The 26493-nt window shown below is 55.0% G+C and carries 21 protein-coding genes and 7 tRNA genes; 6 read left to right on the forward strand and 22 right to left on the reverse strand.

What is annotated here, in order from left to right; translation table 11 throughout:
* Window positions 1-3 precede the first annotated feature (3 nt).
* The 12 genes from PI91_RS08825 to nagB all read right to left on the reverse strand — a co-directional run bounded on the left by PI91_RS08825 (window position 4) and on the right by nagB (window position 6873).
* A tRNA-Gln gene (locus PI91_RS08825) sits at window positions 4-78 on the reverse strand.
* Window positions 79-114: 36 nt separating this feature from the next.
* Window positions 115-189: transfer RNA gene (locus PI91_RS08830), tRNA-Gln, on the reverse strand.
* 42 nt (window positions 190-231) lie between these two features.
* Window positions 232-308: transfer RNA gene (locus tag PI91_RS08835), tRNA-Met, on the reverse strand.
* A gap of 17 nt (window positions 309-325) precedes the next feature.
* Window positions 326-400: transfer RNA gene (locus PI91_RS08840), tRNA-Gln, on the reverse strand.
* 32 nt (window positions 401-432) lie between these two features.
* A tRNA-Gln gene (locus PI91_RS08845) sits at window positions 433-507 on the reverse strand.
* A gap of 23 nt (window positions 508-530) precedes the next feature.
* A tRNA-Leu gene (locus tag PI91_RS08850) sits at window positions 531-615 on the reverse strand.
* 9 nt (window positions 616-624) lie between these two features.
* Window positions 625-701: transfer RNA gene (locus PI91_RS08855), tRNA-Met, on the reverse strand.
* A 226-nt stretch (window positions 702-927) separates the two neighbouring features.
* A complete protein-coding gene (gene asnB, locus PI91_RS08860) occupies window positions 928-2592 on the reverse strand; it encodes an asparagine synthase B (protein WP_021242994.1) in 1665 nt (554 codons plus the stop codon).
* 249 nt (window positions 2593-2841) lie between these two features.
* Window positions 2842-3594 carry a ribonucleotide monophosphatase NagD gene (gene nagD / locus PI91_RS08865; RefSeq protein WP_008501057.1) on the reverse strand — a complete coding sequence of 251 codons (753 nt, stop codon included), beginning with the start codon at window positions 3592-3594 and terminating at the stop codon, window positions 2842-2844.
* A 45-nt stretch (window positions 3595-3639) separates the two neighbouring features.
* Window positions 3640-4860 (reverse strand): N-acetylglucosamine repressor, encoded by a 1221-nt coding sequence (locus PI91_RS08870; protein ID WP_021242995.1) that lies wholly within the window; start codon window positions 4858-4860, stop codon window positions 3640-3642.
* An 8-nt stretch (window positions 4861-4868) separates the two neighbouring features.
* Window positions 4869-6017 (reverse strand): N-acetylglucosamine-6-phosphate deacetylase, encoded by a 1149-nt coding sequence (gene nagA / locus PI91_RS08875; protein WP_008501059.1) that lies wholly within the window; start codon window positions 6015-6017, stop codon window positions 4869-4871.
* Window positions 6018-6072: 55 nt separating this feature from the next.
* Window positions 6073-6873, reverse strand: coding sequence for a glucosamine-6-phosphate deaminase (gene nagB / locus PI91_RS08880; protein WP_008501061.1), 801 nt, complete (start codon window positions 6871-6873; stop codon window positions 6073-6075).
* 326 nt (window positions 6874-7199) lie between these two features.
* On the opposite strand from nagB, the gene nagE reads away from it, so the two are divergent.
* The 4 genes from nagE (at window position 7200) to chiQ (ending at window position 13216) form a co-directional block, all read left to right on the forward strand.
* Window positions 7200-9152: a PTS N-acetyl glucosamine transporter subunit IIABC gene (nagE, locus tag PI91_RS08885; RefSeq protein WP_021242996.1), complete on the forward strand. Its 1953-nt coding sequence runs from the start codon at window positions 7200-7202 to the stop codon at window positions 9150-9152.
* A 179-nt stretch (window positions 9153-9331) separates the two neighbouring features.
* Window positions 9332-10999: a glutamine--tRNA ligase gene (gene glnS / locus PI91_RS08890; protein WP_008501063.1), complete on the forward strand. Its 1668-nt coding sequence runs from the start codon at window positions 9332-9334 to the stop codon at window positions 10997-10999.
* 445 nt (window positions 11000-11444) lie between these two features.
* Window positions 11445-12842 carry a chitoporin gene (gene chiP / locus PI91_RS08895; protein WP_023293022.1) on the forward strand — a complete coding sequence of 466 codons (1398 nt, stop codon included), beginning with the start codon at window positions 11445-11447 and terminating at the stop codon, window positions 12840-12842.
* Between the two features lie 47 nt (window positions 12843-12889).
* Complete coding sequence (chiQ, locus tag PI91_RS08900) at window positions 12890-13216, forward strand: ChiQ/YbfN family lipoprotein (RefSeq protein WP_025912725.1); 327 nt, start codon at window positions 12890-12892, stop codon at window positions 13214-13216.
* 91 nt (window positions 13217-13307) lie between these two features.
* On the opposite strand, the gene fur is transcribed toward chiQ, so the two are convergent.
* From fur to ybfF, 4 genes are all read right to left on the reverse strand, one after another.
* A complete protein-coding gene (gene fur / locus PI91_RS08905; RefSeq protein WP_008501066.1) occupies window positions 13308-13754 on the reverse strand; it encodes a ferric iron uptake transcriptional regulator in 447 nt (148 codons plus the stop codon).
* Window positions 13755-14045: 291 nt separating this feature from the next.
* Window positions 14046-14576, reverse strand: coding sequence for a flavodoxin FldA (gene fldA / locus PI91_RS08910; protein WP_039265963.1), 531 nt, complete (start codon window positions 14574-14576; stop codon window positions 14046-14048).
* Between the two features lie 155 nt (window positions 14577-14731).
* Window positions 14732-15019 (reverse strand): LexA regulated protein, encoded by a 288-nt coding sequence (ybfE, locus tag PI91_RS08915; protein WP_008501068.1) that lies wholly within the window; start codon window positions 15017-15019, stop codon window positions 14732-14734.
* Window positions 15020-15147: 128 nt separating this feature from the next.
* A complete protein-coding gene (ybfF, locus tag PI91_RS08920; protein ID WP_039265965.1) occupies window positions 15148-15921 on the reverse strand; it encodes an esterase in 774 nt (257 codons plus the stop codon).
* A 183-nt stretch (window positions 15922-16104) separates the two neighbouring features.
* Between ybfF and seqA the strand changes: the two genes are divergently transcribed.
* Both seqA and pgm read left to right on the forward strand, forming a co-directional pair.
* Window positions 16105-16653 (forward strand): replication initiation negative regulator SeqA, encoded by a 549-nt coding sequence (gene seqA, locus PI91_RS08925; RefSeq protein WP_008501070.1) that lies wholly within the window; start codon window positions 16105-16107, stop codon window positions 16651-16653.
* Window positions 16654-16677: 24 nt separating this feature from the next.
* On the forward strand, window positions 16678-18318 hold the full coding sequence (gene pgm / locus PI91_RS08930; RefSeq protein WP_023343591.1) for a phosphoglucomutase (alpha-D-glucose-1,6-bisphosphate-dependent): 1641 nt from the start codon (window positions 16678-16680) through the stop codon (window positions 18316-18318).
* 89 nt (window positions 18319-18407) lie between these two features.
* On the opposite strand, the gene potE is transcribed toward pgm, so the two are convergent.
* The 6 genes from potE to kdpC form a co-directional block, all read right to left on the reverse strand.
* The gene (gene potE, locus PI91_RS08935) at window positions 18408-19721 is read right to left on the reverse strand and encodes a putrescine-ornithine antiporter (RefSeq protein WP_008501072.1); all 1314 of its coding nucleotides are present in this window, start codon (window positions 19719-19721) and stop codon (window positions 18408-18410) included.
* The gene (gene speF / locus PI91_RS08940; RefSeq protein ID WP_039265966.1) at window positions 19718-21916 is read right to left on the reverse strand and encodes an ornithine decarboxylase SpeF; all 2199 of its coding nucleotides are present in this window, start codon (window positions 21914-21916) and stop codon (window positions 19718-19720) included. Before speF ends, potE begins: the two co-directional genes overlap by 4 nt.
* A 254-nt stretch (window positions 21917-22170) precedes the next feature.
* Complete coding sequence (gene speFL / locus PI91_RS25290) at window positions 22171-22275, reverse strand: leader peptide SpeFL (protein ID WP_003858645.1); 105 nt, start codon at window positions 22273-22275, stop codon at window positions 22171-22173.
* A 278-nt stretch (window positions 22276-22553) separates the two neighbouring features.
* The gene (gene kdpE, locus PI91_RS08945) at window positions 22554-23231 is read right to left on the reverse strand and encodes a two-component system response regulator KdpE (protein ID WP_008501074.1); all 678 of its coding nucleotides are present in this window, start codon (window positions 23229-23231) and stop codon (window positions 22554-22556) included.
* Complete coding sequence (gene kdpD, locus PI91_RS08950; protein ID WP_008501075.1) at window positions 23228-25915, reverse strand: two-component system sensor histidine kinase KdpD; 2688 nt, start codon at window positions 25913-25915, stop codon at window positions 23228-23230. Before kdpD ends, kdpE begins: the two co-directional genes overlap by 4 nt.
* Complete coding sequence (kdpC, locus tag PI91_RS08955) at window positions 25916-26491, reverse strand: potassium-transporting ATPase subunit KdpC (RefSeq protein WP_023343593.1); 576 nt, start codon at window positions 26489-26491, stop codon at window positions 25916-25918.
* Between the last annotated feature and the right edge of the window lie 2 nt (window positions 26492-26493).

Genomic DNA, 26493 nt, shown 5'->3' on the forward strand with positions numbered 1-26493 from the left:
AAGTGGCTGGGGTGCAGGGATTCGAACCCCGGAATGCTGGTATCAGAAACCAGAGCCTTACCGCTTGGCGACACCCCAATTGCGTTAAACAAGCTGCTTAACGACTTTGTAAATTGGCTGGGGTACGAGGATTCGAACCTCGGAATGCCGGAATCAGAATCCGGTGCCTTACCGCTTGGCGATACCCCAACAATTTTTTCTCATTACCGAAATCGATCGATAATCTCAATTTGGTGGCTACGACGGGATTCGAACCTGTGACCCCATCATTATGAGTGATGTGCTCTAACCAACTGAGCTACGTAGCCAGTACTACAGTCTTCGATGGCTGGGGTACCTGGATTCGAACCAGGGAATGCCGGTATCAAAAACCGGTGCCTTACCGCTTGGCGATACCCCAATACCGCGGAGAACCGCAAAATCGAAGAAATATGGCTGGGGTACCTGGATTCGAACCAGGGAATGCCGGTATCAAAAACCGGTGCCTTACCGCTTGGCGATACCCCATCCGTGCAACGCTTACCCGGGAATGGTGCGGGAGGCGAGACTTGAACTCGCACACCTTGCGGCGCCAGAACCTAAATCTGGTGCGTCTACCAATTTCGCCACTCCCGCAAAAAAAGATGGTGGCTACGACGGGATTCGAACCTGTGACCCCATCATTATGAGTGATGTGCTCTAACCAACTGAGCTACGTAGCCATCTTTTTTTCGCGTTACCTTATCGGCGTTGCGGGGCGCATTATGCGTATAGACCCTTGCAGCGTCAACACCTTTTTCAACGAAAATAGCCGGAATGTGACTGTTTGGTTAGGTTGCGAACAGCGTGACCGAATATTCGGCAATTATTGGTTATTAATCGGTTTTAGCTGTGCAAAAGCGGGGCAAAAAAAATCAGGCCCCGCAGGGCCTGAGATGAAATGCGTGATTATTTGTAGGCTGACTGGTGAACGCCTACCGCACGTCCTGACGGATCGTTCATGGATTTGAACGATTCATCCCATTCAATCGCTTTGGCAGACGAGCAGGCGACGGATGGACCACCCGGCACACATTCTGCAGCGCTCGGTACCGGGAACAGTTCTTCAAAAATTTCACGGTAGAGGTACGCTTCTTTCGAGCCCGGCGTATTGTACGGGAAGCGGAAGCTTGCGGTTTCCAGCTGTTGGTCAGAAACCTGTTTCGCCGCCACCTCTTTCAGGGTGTCGATCCAGCTGTAGCCTACGCCATCGGAGAACTGCTCTTTCTGACGCCATGCCACGCTCGCCGGCAGGTAGGATTCAAAACACTCACGCAGGATATGTTTTTCCATTTTACCGTTGCCGCACATTTTATCCTGCGGGTTGATGCGCATCGCCACGTCGAGGAATTTCTTATCCAGGAACGGTACACGCGCTTCGACACCCCATGCCGACATCGCTTTGTTGGCACGCGCGCAGTCAAACATATGCAGCGCCTGGAGTTTACGCACGGTCTCTTCGTGCAGCTCTTTGGCATTTGGCGCTTTGTGGAAGTACAGGTAGCCGCCAAACACTTCGTCAGAACCTTCACCGGAGAGCACCATTTTGATGCCCATCGCCTTGATCTTACGCGACATCAGGTACATCGGCGTGGAGGCGCGAATTGTCGTTACGTCATAGGTTTCAATGTGATAGATCACATCGCGGATCGCATCCAGGCCTTCCTGCACGGTGAAGTGAATTTCATGGTGCACGGTGCCGAGGTGGTTTGCCACTTCCTGCGCGGCTTTCAGATCCGGCGCGCCTTCCAGGCCCACGGCAAAGGAGTGCAGCTGTGGCCACCAGGCTTCTGAGCGCTCCTGATCTTCCACGCGACGAGCCGCAAATTTCTTGGTGATCGCGGAGATCACGGAGGAGTCCAGACCGCCGGAGAGCAGCACGCCGTAAGGTACGTCTGACATCAGGTGGCTTTTCACGGAATCTTCCAGCGCCTGACGCAGCTCGGCTTTGTCCGTCACGTTGTCTTTTACCGCGTCGTAGTCGAACCAGTCGCGCTGGTAGTACGGACGGATCTCGCCGTCTTTACTCCACAGGTAACTGCCTGCCGGGAACTCTTTGATGGTGCGGCAGACCGGCACCAGGGCTTTCATTTCAGACGCAACGTAGAAGTTGCCGTGTTCATCGTGGCCCATGTACAGCGGGATAATACCGATGTGGTCACGGCCAATCAGGTAAGCGTCTTTTTCGCTGTCGTACAGGGCGAAGGCAAACATACCCTGCAGGTCGTCCAGAAACTCGGGACCTTTCTCCTGATACAGCGCCAGGATCACTTCACAGTCGGACCCGGTCTGGAACGCGTAGCGGTCGCCGTACTCGGCGCGCAGCGCCTGGTGGTTATAGATCTCACCGTTGACAGCCAGCGCGTGCGTTTTTTTCTCGTTATACAGCGGCTGTGCACCGGCGTTGACGTCAACAATAGACAGACGTTCGTGAGCCAGAATTGCTTTGTCACTGGCGTAAACGCCGGACCAGTCCGGGCCGCGATGGCGCATCAGGCGGGACAGTTCGAGAGCCTTTTTACGCAGTTCGCCCGCGTCAGTTTTAATATCCAGTACGCCAAAAATTGAACACATAACCTTCTCCGTTAACCCTGTTGCTTTGTAATGTTGCTTGCTTATGAAAATGCCGCAAAGGGGCAGGGCGCGCAAGCGTTTTACGGGCGAAAACGGAAATAGTGCAATGGTGGTTGCAGATCAGTGAAAAACGCGTATGTCATGAGCGCTTTTATTGAGGATTATGCAATGAAAGTGCTTTTTCGTTAGATGTAGTCGTGTTTTGCAGGTGAGAAAATAAAAAACCACGCCCTGAGGCGTGGTTCGGTATCAGATGATGTCAATTTCATCGACGGAGGGGTAAATCCAGCTTGGGCGGAACGGCATTGAGTCAATGTCATCAAGCTGAGAGACCCCAGAGAGCACCAGAATCGTCTCCAGACCGGCCTGGAAACCGGCCAGAATATCGGTGCGCAGGTTGTCGCCGACAATCACGGTCTCTTCAGAGTGGGCCTGCATCTTGTTGAGCGCGGCGCGAATGATCCACGGGCTGGGCTTGCCGACATAGAACGGCTTGCGCCCGGAGATCTTCTCGATACCGGCACACAGCGCGCCGCAGGCCGGATAAAAACCGCGACCGTGGGTATCCGGGTTGGTCGCAATAAAGCGCGCGCCGTTAGCCACAAAGAAGGATGCCTTATGCATCATCTCCCAGTTGTAGGAACGCGTTTCACCTACAATCACAAAGTCCGGGTTGACGTCGGTGATGGTAAAGCCCGCTTTATACAGCTCATGGATCAGCGCGCCTTCACCGACCACATAGGCTTTTTTTCCTTCCTGACGCTTCAGAAAATCCGCCGTGGCCATCGCCGAGGTATAAAACACGCTGTCCGGGACGTCGACCCCCGCCGTGGCAAAGCGGTTTGCCAGATCCTGACCGGTCTGAGAAGGGTAGTTCGTGAGAAGAACCAGAGGCATTCCCTTGTCGATGATGCGGTGAAGAAACTCCGCAGCACCCGGCACGGCAACGTTGTCGTGCATCAGCACGCCGTCGATATCACAAATTACATTCTTAATGGTCATGGACAGTCCGACATCAAAAAAAGAAGGCGTTACTATAAGGTCCGATCAACTTTCCAGCAAATGCTGCAGCAGAATTCCGTTGAGCATGGCGCGTTTAACCAGCGCGAACGCCCCAATCGCCGAACGATGGTCAAGCTTTGAACGAACCACCGGAAGATTCTGGCGGAATGCTTTCAGCGCCTGGGTGTTAATACAGCCTTCAATCGCGGGGAGCAGCACCTTTTCCGCTTCCACAATTTCACCGGCGATCACCACTTTTTGTGGGTTAAACAGGTTAATGGCGATGGCGATGGTTTTCCCCAGATGGCGCCCCACCTGCTCGATCACTTCACAGGCCAGCGCGTCGCCTTTATTAGCAGCTTTGCAGATGGTGCCTATCTTGCAGTCATCCAGCGTCACGCGGCTTTGGTAACCCTGTTCAAGCAGATGGCGAACGCGCTGCTCGATGGCGGTGTTGGCGGCAATGGTTTCAAGGCAGCCAAAGTTGCCGCAGTGGCAGCGCTCCCCGAGCGGTTCAACCTGAATGTGGCCGATCTCACCGACGTTACCGTTGCGACCGATAAAAATTCGGCCGTTAGAGATAATGCCTGCGCCCGTACCGCGGTGAACGCGCACCAGAATAGAGTCTTCACAGTCCTGGCTCGCACCAAAGTAGTGCTCTGCCAGCGCCAGAGAGCGAATGTCATGGCCCACAAAGCAGGTCACTTTAAAGCGCTTTTCCAGCGCGTCGACCAGCCCCCAGTTTTCAACCTGAATGTGCGGCATATAGCGGATCACGCCGCTTTCCGGGTCGACCAGACCGGGCAGAATCACCGAGATGGCGATGAGTTCGCGGATCTTGCGCTGACAGCTTTCAATAAACTGCGCGATGGTATTCAGCAGCGCATGCTCCAGCGTCTCCTGGGTGCGTTCCGGAAGGGGATAGTGCTCTTCCGCAATGGCTTTACTGCTCAGATCGTACAGCGTGAGCGTGGTGTCATGACGGCCCAGACGGACGCCAATTGCCTGAAAATTGCGGGTTTCGGTAATAATGGAGATAGCGCGGCGGCCCCCGGTGGAGGCCTGCTGATCGACTTCTTTGATCAAACCGCGCTCAATGAGCTGGCGGGTAATTTTTGTCACGCTGGCGGGAGCAAGCTGGCTTTGTTCGGCTATCTGAATACGTGAGATTGGCCCGTGTTGGTCAATCAGGCGATATACCGCCGCGCTGTTAAGCTGTTTAACGAGATCGACATTACCGATTTGAGCTTGTCCGCCAGGTGTCATACTTTTACTTACTCAGTGACGACCTCGTTACCATTAACGATGGTCTTAATAATTTTATAATCGTGTGTGAATGCCGTCAGGTTTGCAACCATACCTGGTGCAATTCCGCCAAGCTGTTTATCCACGCCGATAGCGCGCGCAGGATAAAGGGTGGCCATGCGCAGGACTTCATCAAGCGCAATCCCGCAATGCTCAACCAGGTTACGCACCCCTTCAATCATGGTCAAAGAGGAACCGCTCAGCGTACCGTTTTCATCCACACACAGTCCATTGCGGTAGTATATTGTTTTACCGGCAAAAATGAACTGCTCAATATTTGCACCTGCCGGTGCGGTAGCGTCCGTTACCAGGCAGAGCTTGTCACCTTTCAGCCGCTTGGCGTTGCGAATGTTGGTGTAATCAACGTGTAGGCCGTCCGCGATAATACCGCAGTAAACGTCTGGCTCATCCAGAATCGCGCCGACAAGACCCGGTTCACGACCTGTGATGTATGGCATGGCGTTATACAGGTGCGTCGCAAAGGTAATGCCCGCGCGGAAACCGGCTTTCGCTTCTTTCAGCGTGGCATTTGAGTGGCCCGCTGAAACCACAATTCCGGCGGCGGCCAGCTTGCTGATGACGTCCGTGCCGGTCATTTCCGGTGCCAGCGTCACCTTGGTGATCACATCGGCGTTGGCACACATGTAGTCAACCAGCTCCGCATCAGGTTTACGCACGTAGTCCGGGTTATGCGTTCCTTTCTTGACCATGTTCAGCCATGGCCCTTCCAGGTGCAGACCGAGCGCCTGATTCGGATGTTTGGCCAGGTATTCGCGCATCACGCGGATACCCTGCTTCATCAGGTCATCACTGCTGGTGATGAGCGTTGGCAGATAGCTGGTGCAGCCCGATTTCTCGTTGGCTTTCTGCATGATCTCCAGCGTTTCGACCGTTACCGCATCGGCGGTATCATTGAATTGCACACCGCCGCAGCCGTTGAGCTGTACGTCGATGAAACCGGGGGAGATTACTGCTCCATTGAGTGAGCGCTGTTCAATCTCCGGCGGCAGTTCTGCCAGCGGACAAACACGTTCAATCAGGCCATTCGCGATAACAATCGCGTGGTCATCCAGAATTTCATGGCCGGTATAAATCCGACCGTGGGTTAAAGCGTACATAACGACCCCCGGTTAAAAAAAGCGGCCGCCTCTTGATAAAGAGGCGGTTATTCAATTACAGACCTTTGATGTTCTCGGCTTCTAACTCGTTGAAGTATTTCAGCGTTTTAACCTTCAGCTCCATCGTGGACGGTTCGTCGCAGACGATGACTGATTTAGGATGCAGCTGCAGACAGCTGATGGTCCACATATGGTTAACGTTGCCTTCAACAGCAGCCTGGAGCGCCTGCGCTTTCACGCCGCCCAGCACCAGAATCATCACTTCTTCAGCATCCAGCAGGGTGCCTACGCCTACGGTCAGGGCGTATTTTGGAACCTGGTTCACGTCACCGTCAAAGAAGCGGGAGTTTGCCACGCGCGTGTCATGGGTCAGCGTTTTAATACGGGTACGGGAAGCCAGAGAGGACGCCGGTTCGTTAAACGCGATATGACCATCATTACCTACACCACCCATGAACAGGTGGATTTTACCGTAGGAACGGATTTTTTCTTCATACTGACGGCATTCTGCGTCAATATCCGGCGCGTTTCCATTCAGCAGGTTAATATTTTCAGCTGGGATATCAACGTGATCAAAGAAATTGCGGTGCATAAAGCTATGGTAGCTTTCCGGGTGGTCTTTCGGTAAGCCAACATATTCATCCATATTGAAGGTCACAACATGTTTGAAGCTAACCTGGCCTGCTTTATGCATCTCAACCAGCGCCTTGTAAGCGGTCAGCGGTGTGCCGCCGGTCGGAAGGCCCAGAACGAAAGGACGATCGGCGGTCGGTTTGAACGCGTTAATGCGGTTTACGATATGGCGAGCGGCCCATTTACCAACTTGTTCTGCAGTTGCCAGGGGAATCAGTCTCATTGTTCACCTCAAAGTTTAAGTAGAAGAGTGGGCGGATGGCTTCGGAACCTGATACTAAAGCGTAACCTGGAAACTTTCAGGCCGGATCAATCCGTCTTGATTTTTTGAATGATAAAATAAGTTTTCACTGTTAGCCAGTGTAAGGGAGGGCTGAATACGATATTTGGTGACAAAAATCACAAAAAATAGGTGTTTAATTTGCGATACGAATTAATTTTTCACACACTCAGACTGCCAGTGAATTATCAACGGTATCTATCGTTCGTGACACAATAAAAACATAGTTTATGCGCGAGCCTGAAAAAGGGTCTCGTAGGGGGAATAGGATGAATATTTTAGGTTTTTTCCAGCGCCTCGGTAGGGCTTTGCAGCTCCCTATCGCCGTGCTACCGGTTGCAGCGCTGCTGCTGCGATTCGGGCAACCCGATCTTCTTAACGTACCGTTTATTGCTCAGGCTGGCGGTGCCATTTTTGACAACCTGGCGCTGATTTTCGCCATCGGTGTTGCCTCTAGCTGGTCAAAAGACAGCGCGGGTGCCGCAGCGCTGGCAGGGGCAGTCGGTTATTTCATCCTGACGAAAGCGATGGTAACCATTAACCCAGAAATCAACATGGGCGTGCTGGCAGGTATCATTACCGGTCTGGTCGGTGGTGCTGTGTACAACCGCTGGGCAAACATTAAGCTGCCAGACTTCCTGAGTTTCTTTGGCGGCAAACGTTTCGTGCCGATCGCGACAGGTTTCTTCTGTCTGGTTCTGGCCGCTATCTTTGGCTACGTCTGGCCACCGGTACAGCATGCGATCCATGCGGGTGGTGAGTGGATTGTTTCAGCGGGTGCACTTGGCTCAGGTATCTTTGGTTTTATCAACCGTCTGCTGATCCCAACCGGTCTGCATCAGGTGCTGAACACTATCGCATGGTTCCAGATTGGTGAGTTCACCAATGCTGCGGGCACCGTATTCCACGGCGACATCAACCGCTTCTACGCGGGTGACGGCACCGCAGGCATGTTCATGTCTGGCTTCTTCCCAATCATGATGTTTGGTCTGCCGGGCGCTGCGCTGGCAATGTACCTGGCTGCGCCAAAAGCGCGTCGCCCAATGGTTGGCGGCATGCTGCTGTCCGTTGCGATTACCGCGTTCCTGACCGGTGTAACCGAGCCGCTGGAATTCCTGTTCATGTTCCTGGCGCCGGTGCTGTACCTCATGCATGCGGTCCTGACCGGTATCAGCCTGTTTGTGGCGACCCTGCTGGGTATCCATGCTGGCTTCTCCTTCTCTGCAGGCGCGATCGACTACGTGTTGATGTACAACCTGCCGGCGGCAAGCAAGAACGTCTGGATGCTGGTGGTAATGGGTCTGGTCTTCTTCGTCATCTACTTCGTGCTGTTCACTGCGGTTATTCGTATGTTTAACCTCAAAACGCCGGGCCGCGAAGACACCAAAGACGAAGTGGTCACCAGCGAAGCCAACAGCAACACCGAAGAGGGTCTGACCCAGCTGGCGACCAGCTATATCGCTGCCGTCGGGGGGACTGACAACCTGAAAGCCATTGATGCCTGTATCACCCGTCTGCGTCTGACGGTAGGTGACTCTGCGCGCGTCAGCGACGCAATGTGTAAACGCCTTGGTGCATCGGGCGTGGTTAAACTGAACAAACAAACTATCCAGGTTATCGTGGGTGCCAAAGCGGAATCCATCGGTGACGAAATGAAGAAAGTGGTTGCCCGCGGTCCGGTTGCGGCAGCATCAGCCGACAGCGCACCTGCGTCGACGGCTGCCCCGGTAGCGAAGCCGCAGGCCGTGCCTAATGCCGTGACGGTGGCCGCGCTGGTCTCTCCGGTAACGGGTGACGTGGTTGACCTTGAGCAGGTACCTGATGAAGCGTTCGCCAGCAAAGCGGTCGGTGACGGTGTGGCGGTGAAACCAACGGATAAAACCGTGGTGTCTCCTGCTGCCGGTACCATCGTGAAAATCTTCAACACCAACCACGCGTTCTGCCTCGAAACCGAAAAGGGTGCGGAGATCGTTGTCCACATGGGTATCGATACCGTTGCGCTGAATGGTCAGGGCTTTACTCGCCTGGTGGAAGAGGGCGCTGAAGTGGTGGCCGGGCAGCCGATTCTGGAAATGGATCTGGACTTCCTGAATGCCAACGCGCGTTCCATGATAAGCCCGGTGGTTTGCAGCAACATTGACGACTTCAGCGGTCTGGTCATCCAGGCGAAAGGTCAGGTTGTTGCGGGTCAAACCCCGCTGTATGAGATTAAAGGCAAGTAATCGCTCCTGAGTAGAGTCATGCCTTAAGCGGCGGGGGATATCCTCCGCCGCTTTTTTTTGCAGCAAATGCCCCCATTATTTTCATCTGATACGTATTTTCCGTAACTAAGGGTTGTCACTACGTCCGGCTTATAAGATCATATGCCGTTATACGTTGTTTACGCTTTGAGGAATCCACGATGAGTGAGGCAGAAGCCCGCCCGAGTAACTTTATTCGTCAGATCATCGATGAAGATCTGGCCAGTGGTAAGCACACCACAATTCATACCCGTTTCCCGCCGGAGCCGAATGGCTACCTGCATATCGGGCATGCGAAGTCCATCTGCCTGAACTTTGGCATTGCGCAAGACTACCAGGGACAGTGCAACCTGCGTTTCGATGACACCAACCCAGTAAAAGAAGACATCGAATACGTTGAGTCCATCAAAAATGACGTGCAATGGTTGGGCTTCAACTGGTCTGGCGATATCTGCTACTCCTCTGACTATTTTGATCAGCTGTATGCCTACGCGGTAGAGCTCATCAACAAAGGTCTGGCGTATGTAGACGAACTGTCTGCAGATGAGATCCGTGAGTACCGCGGTACGCTGACCGCACCGGGTAAAAACAGCCCGTTCCGCGATCGCAGCGTGGAAGAGAACCTGGCGCTGTTTGAAAAAATGCGTGCCGGTGGCTTCGAAGAGGGCAAAGCGTGCCTGCGTGCCAAAATCGATATGGCGTCTCCGTTCATCGTGATGCGCGATCCGGTGCTGTACCGCATCAAGTTCGCAGAACACCACCAGACCGGCAACAAGTGGTGCATCTATCCGATGTACGACTTCACCCACTGCATCAGCGATGCGCTGGAAGGCATCACCCACTCGCTGTGTACGCTGGAGTTCCAGGACAACCGTCGTCTGTACGACTGGGTGCTGGATAACATCACCATTCCTGTGCATCCGCGTCAGTACGAGTTCTCTCGTCTGAATCTGGAATACACCGTGATGTCCAAGCGTAAGCTGAACCTGCTGGTCACCGACAAGCACGTTGAGGGCTGGGACGACCCGCGTATGCCAACCATCTCTGGGCTGCGCCGCCGTGGCTACACCGCGGCGTCAATCCGTGAGTTCTGCAAGCGTATCGGCGTGACCAAGCAGGACAACACCATTGAGATGGCGTCTCTGGAATCCTGCATTCGTGAAGACCTCAATGAAAATGCCCCGCGCGCGATGGCCGTTATCGACCCGGTGAAGCTGGTTATCGAAAACTATCCGCAGGGCGAGAGCGAGCTGGTCTCCATGCCTAACCATCCGAACAAACCGGAAATGGGAAGCCGCGACGTGCCGTTCAGCGGCGAGATCTGGATTGACCGCGCTGACTTCCGCGAAGAAGCTAACAAGCAGTACAAGCGTCTGGTGCTGGGTAAAGAAGTGCGTCTGCGTAATGCTTACGTCATCAAAGCCGAGCGCGTAGAAAAAGATGCGGAAGGAAATATCACCACCATCTTCTGTACTTATGACGCTGAAACGCTGAGTAAAGATCCGGCGGATGGCCGCAAGGTGAAAGGCGTTATCCACTGGGTGAGCGCATCCCACGCGCTGCCGGTGGAGATTCGTCTGTACGATCGCCTGTTCAGCGTGCCTAACCCAGGTGCGGCGGAAGACTTCCTGGCGACCATTAACCCGGAATCTTTGGTGATCAAGCAGGGTTATGCGGAGCCTTCTCTGAAAGCGGCTGAAGCAGGCAAAGCGTTCCAGTTCGAACGTGAAGGTTACTTCTGCCTGGACAGCCGTCACAGCACGGCGGAAAAACCGGTATTTAACCGTACCGTGGGTCTGCGTGATACCTGGACGAAGATCGGCGAATAATATTGCTGCTCTGGTCAATGAGAAACAAACGCCGCATTATGCGGCGTTTTTTTATTTAACGATCAGAGTATTAAGTCAGGGGTTAAAGTGGCGTCATGAAAATACCAGGTCAATGAGGTGCTACTTATTTTTTAAAAAAAAGTTTGTGCCATTAGGAAATTCAAAAGGGTTATAAAAAAGGAAACCGATCCCACGCATGGACACTGAAATAGCTGAGAATTTCCCGTCATTCCTCGCCTTCCTGTAAATGTTACAAAGCACTACCAATTATGTGCACTTCGTCATAATCCTGACCTTTGCCCGCTGAAAAGCATTGATAATTCGCGTCGCGAAAAATAACCTAAAGACGGTAGTTAATTCGAGGGTATTTAAAACTACCCCTGACCATTTGGTCTTTTTATTTACGCCGTTTCAGGCGTTTTAATTCGTCAAAGAGGAATAATCTATGCGTACGTTCAGTGGCAAACGTAGTGCGCTGGCGCTGGCTATTGCCGGTGTGACAGCAATGTCGGGCCTGGTGATTGCGCCAGAGGCAAAAGCAGCGGGTTTCATCGAAGATTCTACCCTCACGGGCGGTATTTATTACTGGCAGCGTGAGCGTGACCGTAAAGACGTCACTGAAGATAAATACAAAACCAACCTCTCGCACTCCACCTGGAACGCCAACCTGGACTTCCAGTCAGGCTATGCCGCGGATATGTTCGGTCTGGATATCGCCGCGTTCACCGCGATCGAAATGGCGGAAAACGGCGACAGCGGCCACCCGAACGAAATCGCCTTCTCCTCCAGCAACAAAGCCTATGATGAAGACTGGTCCGGGGATAAGAGCGGTATCAGCCTTTACAAAGCCGCAGCGAAATTCAAATACGGCCCGGTCTGGGCGCGTGGGGGCTATATTCAGCCAACCGGCCAGACGCTGTTAGCCCCACACTGGAGCTTTATGCCGGGTACCTATCAGGGTGCAGAAGCCGGGGCTAACTTTGACTACGGTGACGCAGGTGCGCTGAGCTTCTCCTATATGTGGACCAACGAGTACAAAGCACCGTGGCACATTGAAATGGACAAGTTCTACCAGAACGATAAGAAAACCAAAGTCGATTACCTTCACTCGCTGGGTGCGAAATACGACTTCAAAAACGATCTGGTTCTCGAAGCGGCATTCGGCCAGGCGCAAGGGTATATCGATCAATACTTTGCCAAGGCCAGCTATAAGTTTGATATTGCGGGTAGCCCGCTGAGTACCAGCTACCAGTTCTACGGTACGCGCGACAAAGTCAGTAACGGTGGCGTCAATGATATCTACGACGGCACCGCGTGGCTGCAGGCGTTAACCTTCGGCTACAAGGTCGGTCAGGTTGATTTGCGTCTGGAAGGCACATGGGTGAAAGCAGAAGGGCAGCAGGGCTACTTCCTGCAGCGTATGACCCCGACCTATGCTTCCTCCAACGGTCGTCTTGATATCTGGTGGGATAACCGCTCCGACTTCAACGCCGACGGTGAGAAAGCAGTCTTCTTCGGCGCGATGTATGACCTGAAAAACTGGAATCTGCCGGGCTGGGCCGTGGGCGCTTCTTACGCTTACGCCTGGGATGCAAAACCTGCCGACATGGCAACACCGGATGCTTACTACGATCCAAACTATCGCCTGAAAGAGTCTTCCTACAGCCTGGATGCTATCTATACCCTGCAGGATGGCCGCGCGAAAGGCACGATGTTCAAACTGCACTTCACCCAGTACGACAACCACTCCGATATCCCGAGCTACGCGGGCGGTTACGGCAACATCTTCCAGGATGAACGTGACGTGAAATTCATGGTTATCGCACCGTTCACCATCTTCTGATGAATCGTCCGGCGGGTTAGATCCCGCCGGACCGGAGACTGCAAATGATGAAAAAAATCGTAATCGTCGCGCTGTTGGCATCGGGGCTGGTGGCGTGTGCCCAGACTCAGGCACCGAAAGAGGACTCCCGCCTCAAGGAGGCCTACAGCGCCTGTATTAATACAGCGGAAGGTTCGCCGGAGAAAATTGAAGCCTGCCAGAGCGTGCTGAACGTGCTGAAGAAAGAGAAAGCGCACGAGCAGTTCGCGACGCAGGAGAATGTCCGCGTGATGGATTACCAGGCCTGTATCCAGGCACGTAAAACCGGTAACGATCAGGAAGTGGCGAAGCGTTGCGATAAGATCTGGAACGAGATACGCAATAACAATAAATAAGTTGCTTTACGCCCGGTGGCACAGTGCCACCGGGCTTTTTTCTGGCAAAAAAAAGCCAACCTTACGGCTGGCTCAGAGTATGAACACTCACTTATTTTGCGTCATGCGCATGTTCATTTTCGCGGCAATCGCCTTCAGCGCAGTGACCATAAAGGTACAGGCTGTGGTTAGTGAGGCGGATACCGTGACGCGCGGCGATTTCACGCTGGCGCGCTTCGATAGAGTCATCGCTAAATTCAATGACCTTGCCACAGTCGAGGCAGATCAGGTGATCGTGGTGCTGCTGCTGGGTCAGTTCGAAGACAGATTTACCACCTTCGAAATTATGACGGGTGACAATGCCCGCGTCATCAAACTGGTTCAGCACGCGATAGACGGTAGCCAGCCCAATCTCTTCACCCATGTCGATAAGACGTTTATAAAGGTCTTCCGCACTGACATGGTGATTGTCTGGACCCTGAAGCACTTCGAGGATTTTTAACCGAGGAAGCGTAACTTTCAGGCCAGCCTTCTTTAATGCGGTATTGTTGTCAGTCATGCGGAATCTGTCCTGTTGCTAAACGATTCACTTCTGTAGGAAGTGACAGAAAATGCACCCGGGATAATGCGTCTCATTATAGAACTGCCATGGCTAAATGAAAACTGCAAGTCTCAGGCAAAATAGGCTTATAAAAATGGGGTATCACCAACAAACTTGCTCGGTGGAAAACCACATTTTATCAGGGAGACATTGTACAGGTCTGGGCGAAAAAGTTAAAAGATTGTAGCAATTAATTTAATCGGTTTGACCTGGTGCGCGGGCGCAACCGCCGTTGCGCCGCGATAAAAATCAGGCGTTGAGAATATCGTCCAGGTGCAGTTCTTCACGGATCTGCTTAACCCATTTCTCGACGCGCTCTGCAGTCAGTTCTGGCTGACGGTCTTCGTCGATGGCCAGACCCACGAAATGATCGTCATCGGTCAGGCCTTTGGACGCTTCGAAGTGGTAACCGGCGGTTGGCCAGTGGCCGACGATCACAGCGCCATTCGGCTCAATGATGTCGCGGATGGTACCCAGCGCGTCACAGAAGTACTCGGCGTAGTCTTCCTGGTCGCCGCAGCCAAACAGAGCAACCAGCTTACCGTTGAAGTCCACTTCTTCCAGCGTCGGGAAGAAATCATCCCAGTCGCACTGGGCTTCGCCGTAGTACCAGGTCGGAATACCCAGCAGCAGAATGTCATAGCCTTCGAGATCTTCTTTGCTGCTCTTGGCGATGTCATGCACATCAGCAACGTCTTTACCGAGCTGTTTTTGAATGTTTTTCGCGATATTTTCGGTATTGCCGGTATCACTGCCAAAGAAAATGCCGATGATTGCCATGAGTAAAATAACCTCTTGAAACTTAATAGTATGGTGGCGCAATTCGGCCACGGATAAGGGCAATAATAGCAGAACTGGCAACCCTGCGGAAACAGCTATCGCGCAGGACTGCACTCTGTGCTACATGAAAAGGGTAATTAAGGGAATTTTCAGACTTATGCCTGGCTGCGCAGCATCTCAAGCTGGGCGATCAACATCTCTTCAATGAGCTCGCTGCGGCTGATATTTCGCGCGTCGGCCAGCTCGTTAAGCGCATCGACCGCGTCGGCGTTGAGCTTCAGTTCGACACGCTTAAGCCCACGATTTTTATCGCGTTTAAGCTGATTGCGTTTATTGATACGCAGCTGTTCATCGCGCGAAAGCGGATTCGTCTTCGGTCGTCCCGGGCGACGCTCATTCGCGAACAGATCTAGTGTCGTACGGTCCGTTTGTTCTTTGGCCATGATTCTGAGACTTCGGGGGAAACACGCCGCCCTGCTAATGCCCGGGCGATAAGCGCGCCATCATACATCACCAAAAACGGCGCGCCAACGACTGGAAGCCCGCAGCCTTCCAGTCGCTCTCTTTTTAATCAATTTGCAGTATCAGCAAGATAGCGGCGAATGGCGCGCAGCACGGCGTCAGGTTTTTCCGCATGCACCCAGTGCCCGGCTCCGGCAATGACGTGGGCGCGAGCCTGCGGGAATTGCGCCAGTATGGCGTCGCGGTACGCGTCGGTAACATAAGGGGAGTTACCGCCGCGAATAAAGAGGGTAGGGTGTGGCCAGGCGGGCACGGTTTCCCAGCCCACAATATTGTTGTACTGGTTCCAGAGCACCGGCACGTTAAAACGCCACTGGCCGTCAACAAATGACTTCAGCAGGAACTGGACGACGCCTTCTTCATCAAGATGCTCACGCATGACGGCAGCCGCCTGCTGACGCGTCGCGGCACCCGCTTCGGTGACCGCATTGATGGCGGCAAAAATTTCGTCGTGACGGCGGACGTCGTAATCCACGGGCGCAACATCAATCACCACCAGGCCGTTAATACGCTCCGGGGCCAGCGCCGTCAGGGCCATCACCGCTTTACCGCCCATTGAATGCCCGATGAGGGTCACCTTTTGCAAGTCGTTGGCATCCAGCGTATCCAGCAGATCCTGCGCCATCGCGGCGTAGGTCATCTCGTCGGAACGGCCGGAAAGACCATGATTGCGCATATCGACCTGAAGAATATCGTGGTCGGTAACCAGCTCGCGCGCCAGCACGCCCAGGTTATCCAGGCTGCCAAAAAGCCCGTGAACCAGTACGATGGGAGAATTATTGTTCGGCGATTGTGCAGTTTGCGCTCGGGTATTCAATTTCATGGCAAAGTTCTTTTTTTACGTATGTCAGGTTAGGGTATCATGTTGACCATTCTGCCGCCCGGCTGCAAGGTTCCAGTTTAATCTGACTTTTGCCGCCAACCTGGTTTGACGCTATCCGCTGTTGGGATTTGACCTTATAATCCCAATGACTTGTATTCAGATAAGATATCGCACTGGATTAAGATGAAAACAATCGAAGTTGATGACGAACTCTATCAGTATATTGCCAGCCAGACGCGGCATATCGGGGAGAGCGCGTCCGACATTTTACGGCGCATGCTTAAAATTTCCGCCGCTTCACAGCCTGCTACCCCAGTCACCAAAGATGTCGTGTCTCAGCCAAGCGTTGTTGCACAAGCAAAACCTGCCGTGACACCGGCAAAAGATAAAGTGCGCGCGATGCGCGAGCTGCTGCTCTCCGATGAATATGCGGAGCAAAAAAAGGCGGTTAACCGCTTTATGCTGGTGCTGTCTACACTTTATTCACTGGATAACAAAGCGTTTGCTGAAGCGACCGAGTCGCTGCACGGTCGTACTCGCGTCTACTTCGCGGGCGACGAGCAGACGCTGCTGCAAAATGGCAATCAAACCAAACCCAAACATGTTCCTGGCACCCCGTACTGGGTGATCACCAATACCAATACGGGCCGCAAGTGCAGCATGATTGAACATATCATGCAGTCCATGCAGTTCCCGGCGGAATTGATTGAGAAGGTTTGCGGTACAATTTAACCCTTGCATCAGAAGGACCCGGTAATGGCAAATCACAGCCGTGCAGGCCAACCTGCACAACAAAGCGATTTGATTAACGTCGCTCAGCTGACCGCGCAGTATTACGTGCTGAAGCCGGTCGTGGGCAACGCAGAACACGCAGTGAAGTTTGGTACATCTGGTCACCGCGGCAGCGCGGCTCGCCACAGCTTTAACGAACCGCACATTCTGGCCATTGCTCAGGCCATTGCGGAAGAGCGCGCTAAAAATGGCGTTACCGGTCCTTGCTACGTGGGGAAAGATACCCATGCGCTGTCTGAACCGGCCTTTATCTCCGTGCTGGAAGTTCTGACTGCGAACGGCGTCGATGTGATTGTTCAGGAGAACAACGGCTTCACCCCAACGCCTGCGGTCTCTAACGCCATCCTGGTGCACAACAAAAAAGGTGGCGCGCTGGCTGACGGTATCGTGATCACGCCATCCCACAACCCGCCGGAAGACGGCGGCATCAAATACAACCCACCTAACGGTGGCCCGGCAGACACTAACGTCACCAAAGTGGTGGAAGATCGTGCGAACGCCCTGCTGGCTGACGGCCTGAAAGGCGTGAAGCGCATCTCTCTGGATGCGGCCATGGCGTCCGGCCACGTGAAAGAGCAGGATCTGGTTCAGCCGTTCGTGGAAGGGCTGGCGGAGATCGTCGATATGGCGGCCATCCAGAAAGCCGGCCTGAAGCTGGGCGTGGATCCGCTGGGCGGCTCCGGTATTGAATACTGGAAACGTATCGCCGAGCACTACAAGCTGGATCTGACCATCGTAAACGATCACGTCGATCAGACCTTCCGCTTTATGCACCTGGACAAAGACGGCGCGATCCGCATGGACTGCTCCTCCGAGTGCGCGATGGCGGGCCTGCTGGCGCTGCGTGATAAATTCGATCTGGCGTTTGCGAACGACCCGGATTACGACCGTCACGGTATCGTCACTCCTGCCGGGCTGATGAACCCGAACCACTATCTGGCCGTTGCGATCAACTACCTGTTCCAGCACCGTCCGCAGTGGGGCAAAGAGGTGGCTGTCGGTAAGACGCTGGTTTCCTCCGCGATGATCGACCGCGTGGTCGAGGCGCTGGGCCGCAAGCTGGTGGAAGTACCTGTGGGCTTCAAATGGTTTGTTGACGGTCTGCACGACGGCAGCTTTGGCTTCGGTGGTGAAGAGAGCGCGGGGGCCTCTTTCCTGCGCTTCGACGGCACGCCGTGGTCAACCGATAAAGACGGCATCATCATGTGCCTGCTGGCGGCGGAAATCACCGCGGTCACCGGTAAAAACCCGCAGGAACATTACAACGACCTGGCAGCACGCTTTGGTGCGCCAAGCTATAACCGTATTCAGGCCAGCGCAACGTCTGCCCAGAAAGCGGCCCTGTCCAAACTCTCTCCGGAGATGGTCAGTGCAAGCACCCTGGCGGGCGATCCGATCACCGCGCGTCTGACGGCGGCACCGGGTAACGGTGCGTCTATTGGTGGTCTGAAAGTAATGACCGAAAACGGCTGGTTCGCTGCGCGTCCATCTGGTACGGAAGATGCGTATAAAATCTATTGCGAAAGCTTCCTCGGCGCTGAGCATCGTCAGCAGATTGAGAAAGAAGCGGTAGAGATTGTCAGCGAAGTGCTGAAAAACGCGTAAGTGCGGTTTGTGTGCCGGGCGGCACTGCGTTTGCCCGGCCTACAACAACGATCGTAGGCCCGGTAAGCGCTAGCGCCACCGGGCTTTTTTCAACTGTGCTTATTCTTCAATTCAAACCGTGGCGACACCAGACCGTACAGCGTCCAGCCCATAAAGGTCACCATCGCACCATACAGCATCGCTTCCTGGCCGGAGGAATAGAGCGCATAGAAGCTGTAGATTGCGCCAATCAGCGCCACGATATTGGCCGCACGCGCCTTGCGCGGATCCACCTTCGCAACCTTCTGAATAATCACCAGCGCCGCCATCGACAGAATATACGGAATGATGTTCGTCACCACCGCCAGGTTGACCAGCACGTTGAACTGGCTGTTCAGCGACGGGCTAATGGTCATCAGCGACAATCCGCTCTGGAAGATAACAATCGCCAGCATGCCCTGCACCGGTGCATCGGCTTTGGTGACGCGGGAGAAGATTTTTGGGAAGTAACCTTCATCAGCCGAGGATTTAAACACCTGCGCGATGGTGAACTGCCAGCCAAGCAGTGAACCGCAGCATGACATGACCATCAGACCCATAATCACTTTCCCGACTTCCGGCGTGAACATCTGCGCGAAGGCCAGTCCGAACGGCGCCGTGGAGTTGGCCAGATCCATGTTCGGAACGATGCCCGCAATGACGTTCGTTGAGACGATATAGATCACCGCCGCGCCCAGCGTACCGCCGAGGACCGCAATCGGCACGTTCTTTTCAGGGTTATCAACCACTTCTGCGTTCGCGCAGGCGGATTCCAGGCCCAGGAAGGCCCAGAGCGTCATGGCGATAGAAGAGCCGACTGCGCTGAAGAACGGCACATGGTGCGGGTTCCAGGAGTTGGCGTACAGGGTCGGGCTGAACCAGAACCAGCCGATGATGCACAGGCCGACAACCGGAATAATCACGCCCCAGACGGTGATGCTGGAGAGCTGTCCGGTGATACGCGCCCCGCCAAAGTTAGCTACGGTGCAGATCCACAGCACGCCGATGGTGGCCAGGCCAATCTGTACCGGGCTAAGCGTCGCGCCAAACAGCTCTGTACCGTAGCCCACGGCGGAGATGGCAATCGCCACGTTGGCGATCAGCAGTGACACCCCGTAGGTATAGTTGGCCATAAAGTTGCCCGACTTGCCAAAGGCATACTCGGCGTAGCCCCCCATGCCGCCTGACTTGCGGCTGAACATCCCGCACTTGGCAAACGCCCACGCCAGCGCCATCGAGCCGACGGCGGTCACCAGCCAGGAGATAATTGAAATGGTTCCTACTTCGGCAAGCTTGGTGGGCAGCATAATGATCCCTGAACCCATCATGTTCACCATGGTGAGGATGGTCAGCTGCACCACGCCCATCTTATTGGACTTACTCATAATTTCTCTCCTTTCAGCAGCGCGGGCTGAGCGGCGGGTTGTTTGATGATGTTACAGCGAACCTGTTTGCGGCCCTCGCACTCTTCGACGTACACACCCTGCAGCTCCGGCGCGAAGCCCGGCAGCAGGTTGATGCCTTCTTCCAGCGCGGCGAAGTAGCGCAGCACGGAGCCGCCCCAGACCTCCCCTGGAACCACGCACAATACCCCCGGTGGATAAGGGAGGGCGCCTTCCGCGGCGATGCGGCCTTCCGCGTCGCGCAGGGAGACCAGTTCCACTTCTCCGCGCAGATAGGCGTAGTTCGCGTCCTGCGGGTTCATCATCACGCGCGGGAAGTGAGACTTGCGGAACATCTCTTTCTGCAGCTGTTTGACATTGTGACGGGCGTACAGGTCATGCATCTCCTGGCAGATCTGGCGCAGGGTGTAATCCGCGTAACGTTCCGGATGTTGTCTGCAGATGGAAGGCAGCACCTCTTTTAATGGAGCATCGCTCTCGAGCAGTTTTTCGAAACGCACCAGCTGCGCCACCAGCTGCTGCAGCTTGCCCATATCTTCCGCAGGCGTGAGCAGGAACAGGATCGAGTTGAGATCGCATTTCTCCGGCACGATGCCGTTTTCACGCAGGAAGTTGGCGAGGATGGTGGCAGGCACGCCGAAGTCGTCATACTCCCCGGTGCGGGCGTTAATGCCCGGCGTGGTCAGCAGGAGCTTGCACGGGTCGATAAAATACTGATGCTCGGCGTAGCCTTCAAAAGCGTGCCAGTTTTCACCCGGTACGAAGTGGAAGAAGCGCAGATCGGTCGCAATCTCCGCCGTGTCCCAGCTTTCCCACGGACGGCCATCCACCGTCTCCGGCACGAACGGTCGCAGATACTGGCAGTTCTCCAGGATTAGTTTTCGCGCCTCAATACCGTTCACCACGCAGTCCATCCACATGTTGCGGCCACTCTGGCCTTCATGCATACGGGCGTTGATGTCCAGCGCGGCAAACAGCGGATAGAACGGGCTGGTGGAGGCGTGCATCATAAAGGCATTATTCAGCCGCTTATGCGGGACATAGCGCTGCTGACCTTTGATGTGGCTGTCTTTCTTGTGAATTTGCGAGGTCTGGGAGAAGCCGGCCTGCTGTTTATGCACGGACTGGGTAACCAAAATCCCTGGGTCGTTTTCGTTCAGCTCCAGCAGCAGCGGCGAGCAGTCGGCCATCATCGGAATGAACTGTTCGTAACCCACCCAGGCCGAGTCAAACAGGATGTAATCACACAGGTGCCCAATCTTATCCACCACCTGGCGAGCGTTGTAGATGGTGCCATCGTAGGTGCCCAGCTGGATCACCGCCAGACGGAACGGACGCGCATCGCGTGCACGGCCGGGTGCGACTTCAGCCACCAGCTCGCGAAGATAGCTTTCCTCAAAACAGTGGGCGTCAATGCCGCCGATAAAGCCGTACGGGTTGCGCGCGGTTTCCAGATAGACCGGCGTTGCGCCTGCCTGAAGGAGGGCACCGTGATGGTTGGATTTGTGGTTATTACGGTCGAACAGCACCAGGTCGCCCGGGGTGAGCAGGGCGTTTAGCACCACTTTGTTGGATGACGAGGTGCCGTTGAGCACGAAGTAGGTCTTATCGGCATTAAAGACCTTCGCCGCATGCTGCTGTGCGATGCACGGCGCGCCTTCGTGGATCAGCAGATCGCCCATTGCCACGTCGGCGTTGCACAGATCGGCGCGGAAAAGCGTCTCGCCAAAGAAATCAACGAACTGATTGCCGGCAGGATGGCGGCGGAAGAACTGGCCGCCCTGATGCCCCGGGCAGTCAAACGCGCTGTTGCCTTGATTCACGTAGTCGACCAGGGCGCGGAAAAACGGCGGGCGCAGCTGGGTTTCATACTTCAGGGCAGCCGCTTCCAGCTGTCGTCCATAAAAGTCGTAGCTGGTGTCTGAATACTCAAATACGCCATGAATGCGCGATAAATAATCTGCCGGAATGAATTCTTCTTTATGCGTCGCGACAAAAACAGGAATGTCAAATCCGGTGGCTTCTATTTCTTCCAGTATGCCATCGGTAATATCACTGACCGCCAGCACAATAGCGGCAACGTCGATATAATCCGAGGCCCGGACATCCACCAGTTCACGCTGGGTGGTAAAGCAATCAGGACAGGCGCGGCTGGCTGCGATTTTTAAACTTTTCATCTTTCTCTCTTTATTTTAGGTAATAAGCGTCCCTCGATTTCTTGCAAAAAAGAAATCGATAATTTTCCGGAAAAAAAGCAAAGGGTGGCCGCTGATTAAAATCAGTACATTGCTTTTTTGATGATTGAAATTCAGTCCGCCCGGTGCGGATGGGTCTGAATCAAAATGAATGAGCGCAAGCGTTCACAGGCAATGGCCTGTAAAATAAGAGGTTTCAGGGTAACCTGTAAGCGAATGCGCCAGAAGTCGAAGGACTACCGGGCATTAAAGAGATGAAAGTCAAAGCAGTTTCGGTGGGCAAACATCATGATATGTGTTGTCCGCCTTATATGGGGCATTAAACGATTGTTGTTTTCCATTATTTATTTTCCTTTCAGTAATTGAAAGCATGGTCATTTTATCCAGGAAAACGCGATTAACTGTGAAGGAGATCACCGTTAACCGATCATTTTAGAAATAAATAGTCGTTTTTGATGAATATCGCAGATCAAAATTCTGATTTGTTGATATCGGGTTAACAGGGTGTATTGCAAATGTTTTAAATGGACATAAATAACCAAAAAAATATCGAGTGGATTATTTATGAAATATTTTCTGAGGGGTTTTGATTCTATTTAAAAATAAACTGAATAGTTATTCAGAGCATAAACCGATAACCGATACCGGTTTCAGTTAATAAATGGCGAGGGCGAGCGGGGTCGACTTCGAGTTTCTGACGAAGGTGCCCCATATATATGCGTAAATAGTGACTATGTTCCACGGCGTTGGGCCCCCACACCTGACTTAACAGCTGGCGCTGGGTGAGAACCTTGCCGTGATTGTTGAGCAGCACGGCGAGCAGGCGAAATTCGATGGGCGTGAGGTGAATTTCCTCTTCGCCGCGCACAATGCGCCGCGCGGCCAGGTCAACCCGGATATCCCCAAACGTGTAGGTTGGATCGGCAGGCGTGGTGGCGCTGTGGCGACGCAGCGCCACGCGCAGGCGAGCCTGTAGCTCGCCGATGCCAAACGGTTTAATCAGGTAGTCATCCGCCCCGGCATCCAGCGCGGCGATTTTATCCGTCTCTTCAGTACGGGCGGAGAGCACGAGGATCGGCATCTGGCTCCACTGACGGACTTCACGAATAAAATCGATGCCGTCACCGTCCGGGAGACCCAGATCGAGGATCACCAGGTCCGGCTTGCGGGTGGCGGCTTCAATTAACCCCCGCTGAAGCGTACCTGCATCATGGACGCGCAGACCGTCTCCTTCCAGCGCAGCGCGCAGAAAACGGCTAATGGCGATCTCATCTTCAACAATCAGAACGTTGATCACAAATCCTCTGGTAATTCATTAAGTTCTGGCGGGGTTTCCAGAGGAAGTGTAACACAAAAACGCGCACCGCCTTCCGGACGATTCTCCGCGGAAATGGAGCCGCCATGCACGTCAATGATCGCCTGGCAAATGGCCAGCCCCAGCCCCACGCCCGGAATGGCCGACTCCTTATTGCCGCGCGCGAATTTCTCGAAAATAGCCAACTCCTGCCCGGCAGGAATGCCCGGGCCGGTATCCCAGACGTTAAGGCGAAGCGCGCCGTCGTCCACCGTCGCATCCACCCCAATCTGCGCGCTGGCGCCCGCATATTTGGCGGCATTTTCCAACAGGTTGATCAGCACCCGTTCAAACAGCGGACCATCAACATGAATTAAGGTCAGGGGCTCGGGCATGTTCAGCGCAATATGTCGCCCGCCCAGGCCGGGTTCGAGCATTTTCAGCGCGCTGCCCACCACCTCTTCCAGCGTGAGCCACTCTTTTTTGAGGTTAAATCCGCCCGACTGGATACGCGCCATGTCGAGCAGGTTATTCACCAGGCGTGTGGTATTCAGCACGTGCTGGCGGATCTCGCTGGCCTGAAGTGCATGCTTCGAGCCTTCCGCCGCCAGGTCCAGCGTCAGAATTTCTGACTGACCGAACAGGACGGTGAGCGGGGTACGCAGATCGTGAGACAGCGCCGCCAGCAGCGAGTTACGAATGCTTTCACGCTCGCTTGCCAGCCGAGCCTGTTCCTCGCTGGCGGTGAGGGCCAGTCGTTCCAGCGCGCTGGCAACCAGCAGCGTAAACGTCTCCAGTAAACGCTGCTGTTCGGGGATCATCAGCTGGCGCAGGTTGGAAGGCTCCACGATGACCAGCCCCTGATTTTTATCGGCGCTGCGCAGGGGCAGAATTTGGTAGGGCACGCCGGGGAGGGTGTCGGTCCCTGCGCCCGCCGGTAAGCCTTTGTCAAAGCTCCAGCGCGCGATGGCTTCGTCCCAGGGCGTCATGCCTGTGGCGGAGGTCAGCGGGCGCAGCTTGCCGTGTTCGTCCGGGAGTAAAATCAGGTTGCTGGCATGAAACGTCGAGCGGATAAACTGCTCGCTGGTCTGCACGATATCCAGCGGCGTGCGGCCCACCGCCAGCGATTTCGACATCTCATAGAGATGGCGCGTGCGCTGTTCGCGATAGCGGGCGATGCGCGCCTGATAGCGCACGCCCGCCGTCAGATTGCCGATCACCAGCCCGACGGTGAGCATGACGGCAAAGGTGAGGATGTACTGTACGTCCGAGACGGCCAGCGTCCCGCGGGGGGCAATAAAGAACAGATCGAAGCTGATGACGTTGATCACCGTCGCCAGGACCGACGGCCAGCGCCCGTAGAAGAGCGCCACCACCACCACGCCTAAAAGGTAGATCATCACCAGGTTGGCGGCATCAAACGCGATCAGCCACTGGCTGGCAATCACGGTAATCAGGGCGCAGAGCACGACGGCGACAAGACAGCCGCGAAGCTGAATGCGCCATTTATCGCTGAAGGTACGGCTGTCCGGCGCGCGATTGGGTAAGGGGGTAGGTTTGTCGTCCAGCGCCACGATCACCAGATCCAGATCCGGCGCGCGACGGGCCAGCTTGTCGGCAAAGGATTCTCGGCTAAACCAGCGCCGATGCTGACGACGGCCAATGACGATTTTCCCCAGGTTATGCTCGCGCGCGTAGCGCAGAATGGCTTTATCTTCCTGCGGATCGGAAAGGGTGGCGGTTTCCGCGCCCAGCTCCTGCGCCAGGCGCAGCGAACTCAGGATCGCGCGGCGCTGGTTTTCGGGCAGCGCGTGCAGCTGCGGCGTTTCGACATACACCGCATGCCAGACGCTGCCAAATTTGGCCGCCAGGCGCGCGGCGGTGCGGACAAGCTTTTCATTGCCGCTGCCGTGGCCCACGCACAGCAGGATGGCGTCCCGCGTGTGCCAGACGCGTTCCTGTCCCTGTAAATCGCGCCAGGCGCGCATCTGATCGTCCACCCGGTCGGCGGTTCGGCGCAGGGCCAGCTCGCGCAGGGCAATCAGGTTGCCTTTACGGAAGAAATGTTCGATGGCGCGCTCTGCCTGGCCGGCAATATAAACCTTGCCTTCATGCAGGCGCTGGCGTAAATCATCGGGCGGCAGGTCGACCAGCACCACCTCATCGGCGGAATCGAAGAAGGGATCGGGCACCGTCTCGCGTACCTGAATGCCGGTCACGCCGCTGACCACGTCGTTCAGGCTTTCCAGATGCTGAACGTTAACCGTGGTGAACACATCGATACCGGCTTCAAGTAATTCTTCAACGTCCTGCCAGCGTTTGGGGTGGCGCGAGCCTGGCGCATTGCTGTGCGCCAGCTCGTCCATCAGGATAAGCGCGGGGCGGCGGGCGAGGGCGGCATCGAGATCGAATTCGGTGACTAACCGACCGCGGTGGCTGATGCGGCGGGGCGGCTGGGTAGCCAGCCCCTTCAGCAGCGATGCCGTCTCTTTACGTCCGTGGGTTTCAACCACGCCGATCAGAATATCGAGCCCCTGCGCCCGAAGCCGCTGGGCTTCCGTCAGCATGGCGAAGGTTTTCCCGACGCCCGCGCAGGCGCCGAAGAAAATTTTCAGTTTGCCGCGATGGGCCTCAGCTGTTTGTTCGAGCAGCCTGTCCGGATCCGGGCGCATGGGCTCGTCGGTCATTTAGTTTTTCCTTAGCGCGTCCAGCGCCAGATTCAGCTCAACAATATTTACCACGGGCATGCCGATGAAGCTGACCAGCGGCTTTTGCGTGTGCTCTGCCACAAGCCTGCTCACCTGTTCGACGGTCAGCTGACGGGCAGCGGCGACGCGCGGGATCTGCCATGCCACGGCTGCTGGCGTCAGGCTGTAGTCTAGTCCGCTGGCCGAGGCGGTTACCAGCTCCACGGGAACGTCACGGCTGGCCTGCGGATTCGCGGCGCGCAGGGCTGCCACGCGCTCAGCGACGGCTTTGTCCAGCTCGGGGTTGCTGCCCGCCAGGTTGCTGCCGCCGGATGCCATCGGATTATACGGGCTTTCGGCAGTGGCGGAAGGGCGTCCCTGGAAGTAGCGAGCATCCGTAAAGTTCTGACCAATCAGGCGAGAGCCGCGGTTTTCACCGTTTTGCAGTATCAGCGAGCCGTTGGCCTGATCCTTAAACCACCACTGGCCCAGCGCGGTGGTCACCAGCGGGTACAGCCCGCCGGTAATGAGAGACAGCAGTATGAACAGAAGTATAGCGGGGCGTAACATGGTCATTT

It is taken from the genome of Enterobacter sp. FB, from assembly GCF_000805795.1.
Lineage (GTDB): Bacteria > Pseudomonadota > Gammaproteobacteria > Enterobacterales > Enterobacteriaceae > Enterobacter > Enterobacter roggenkampii.

What these genes read in the sequence shown, in the direction of transcription:
- chiP (WP_023293022.1), top strand. Translation starts at nt 11,445, where the DNA reads ATGCGTACGTTCAGTGGCAAACGTAGTGCGCTGGCGCTGGCTATTGCC.
- nagD (WP_008501057.1), bottom strand. Translation starts at nt 3,594, where the DNA reads ATGACCATTAAGAATGTAATTTGTGATATCGACGGCGTGCTGATGCAC.
- glnS (WP_008501063.1), top strand. Translation starts at nt 9,332, where the DNA reads ATGAGTGAGGCAGAAGCCCGCCCGAGTAACTTTATTCGTCAGATCATC.
- fldA (WP_039265963.1), bottom strand. Translation starts at nt 14,576, where the DNA reads ATGGCAATCATCGGCATTTTCTTTGGCAGTGATACCGGCAATACCGAA.
- nagA (WP_008501059.1), bottom strand. Translation starts at nt 6,017, where the DNA reads ATGTACGCTTTAACCCACGGTCGGATTTATACCGGCCATGAAATTCTG.
- pgm (WP_023343591.1), top strand. Translation starts at nt 16,678, where the DNA reads ATGGCAAATCACAGCCGTGCAGGCCAACCTGCACAACAAAGCGATTTG.
- kdpC (WP_023343593.1), bottom strand. Translation starts at nt 26,491, where the DNA reads ATGACCATGTTACGCCCCGCTATACTTCTGTTCATACTGCTGTCTCTC.
- speFL (WP_003858645.1), bottom strand. Translation starts at nt 22,275, where the DNA reads ATGGAAAACAACAATCGTTTAATGCCCCATATAAGGCGGACAACACAT.
- asnB (WP_021242994.1), bottom strand. Translation starts at nt 2,592, where the DNA reads ATGTGTTCAATTTTTGGCGTACTGGATATTAAAACTGACGCGGGCGAA.
- seqA (WP_008501070.1), top strand. Translation starts at nt 16,105, where the DNA reads ATGAAAACAATCGAAGTTGATGACGAACTCTATCAGTATATTGCCAGC.
- fur (WP_008501066.1), bottom strand. Translation starts at nt 13,754, where the DNA reads ATGACTGACAACAATACCGCATTAAAGAAGGCTGGCCTGAAAGTTACG.
- nagB (WP_008501061.1), bottom strand. Translation starts at nt 6,873, where the DNA reads ATGAGACTGATTCCCCTGGCAACTGCAGAACAAGTTGGTAAATGGGCC.
- ybfE (WP_008501068.1), bottom strand. Translation starts at nt 15,019, where the DNA reads ATGGCCAAAGAACAAACGGACCGTACGACACTAGATCTGTTCGCGAAT.
- chiQ (WP_025912725.1), top strand. Translation starts at nt 12,890, where the DNA reads ATGAAAAAAATCGTAATCGTCGCGCTGTTGGCATCGGGGCTGGTGGCG.
- nagE (WP_021242996.1), top strand. Translation starts at nt 7,200, where the DNA reads ATGAATATTTTAGGTTTTTTCCAGCGCCTCGGTAGGGCTTTGCAGCTC.
- kdpD (WP_008501075.1), bottom strand. Translation starts at nt 25,915, where the DNA reads ATGACCGACGAGCCCATGCGCCCGGATCCGGACAGGCTGCTCGAACAA.
- speF (WP_039265966.1), bottom strand. Translation starts at nt 21,916, where the DNA reads ATGAAAAGTTTAAAAATCGCAGCCAGCCGCGCCTGTCCTGATTGCTTT.
- PI91_RS08870 (WP_021242995.1), bottom strand. Translation starts at nt 4,860, where the DNA reads ATGACACCTGGCGGACAAGCTCAAATCGGTAATGTCGATCTCGTTAAA.
- ybfF (WP_039265965.1), bottom strand. Translation starts at nt 15,921, where the DNA reads ATGAAATTGAATACCCGAGCGCAAACTGCACAATCGCCGAACAATAAT.
- potE (WP_008501072.1), bottom strand. Translation starts at nt 19,721, where the DNA reads ATGAGTAAGTCCAATAAGATGGGCGTGGTGCAGCTGACCATCCTCACC.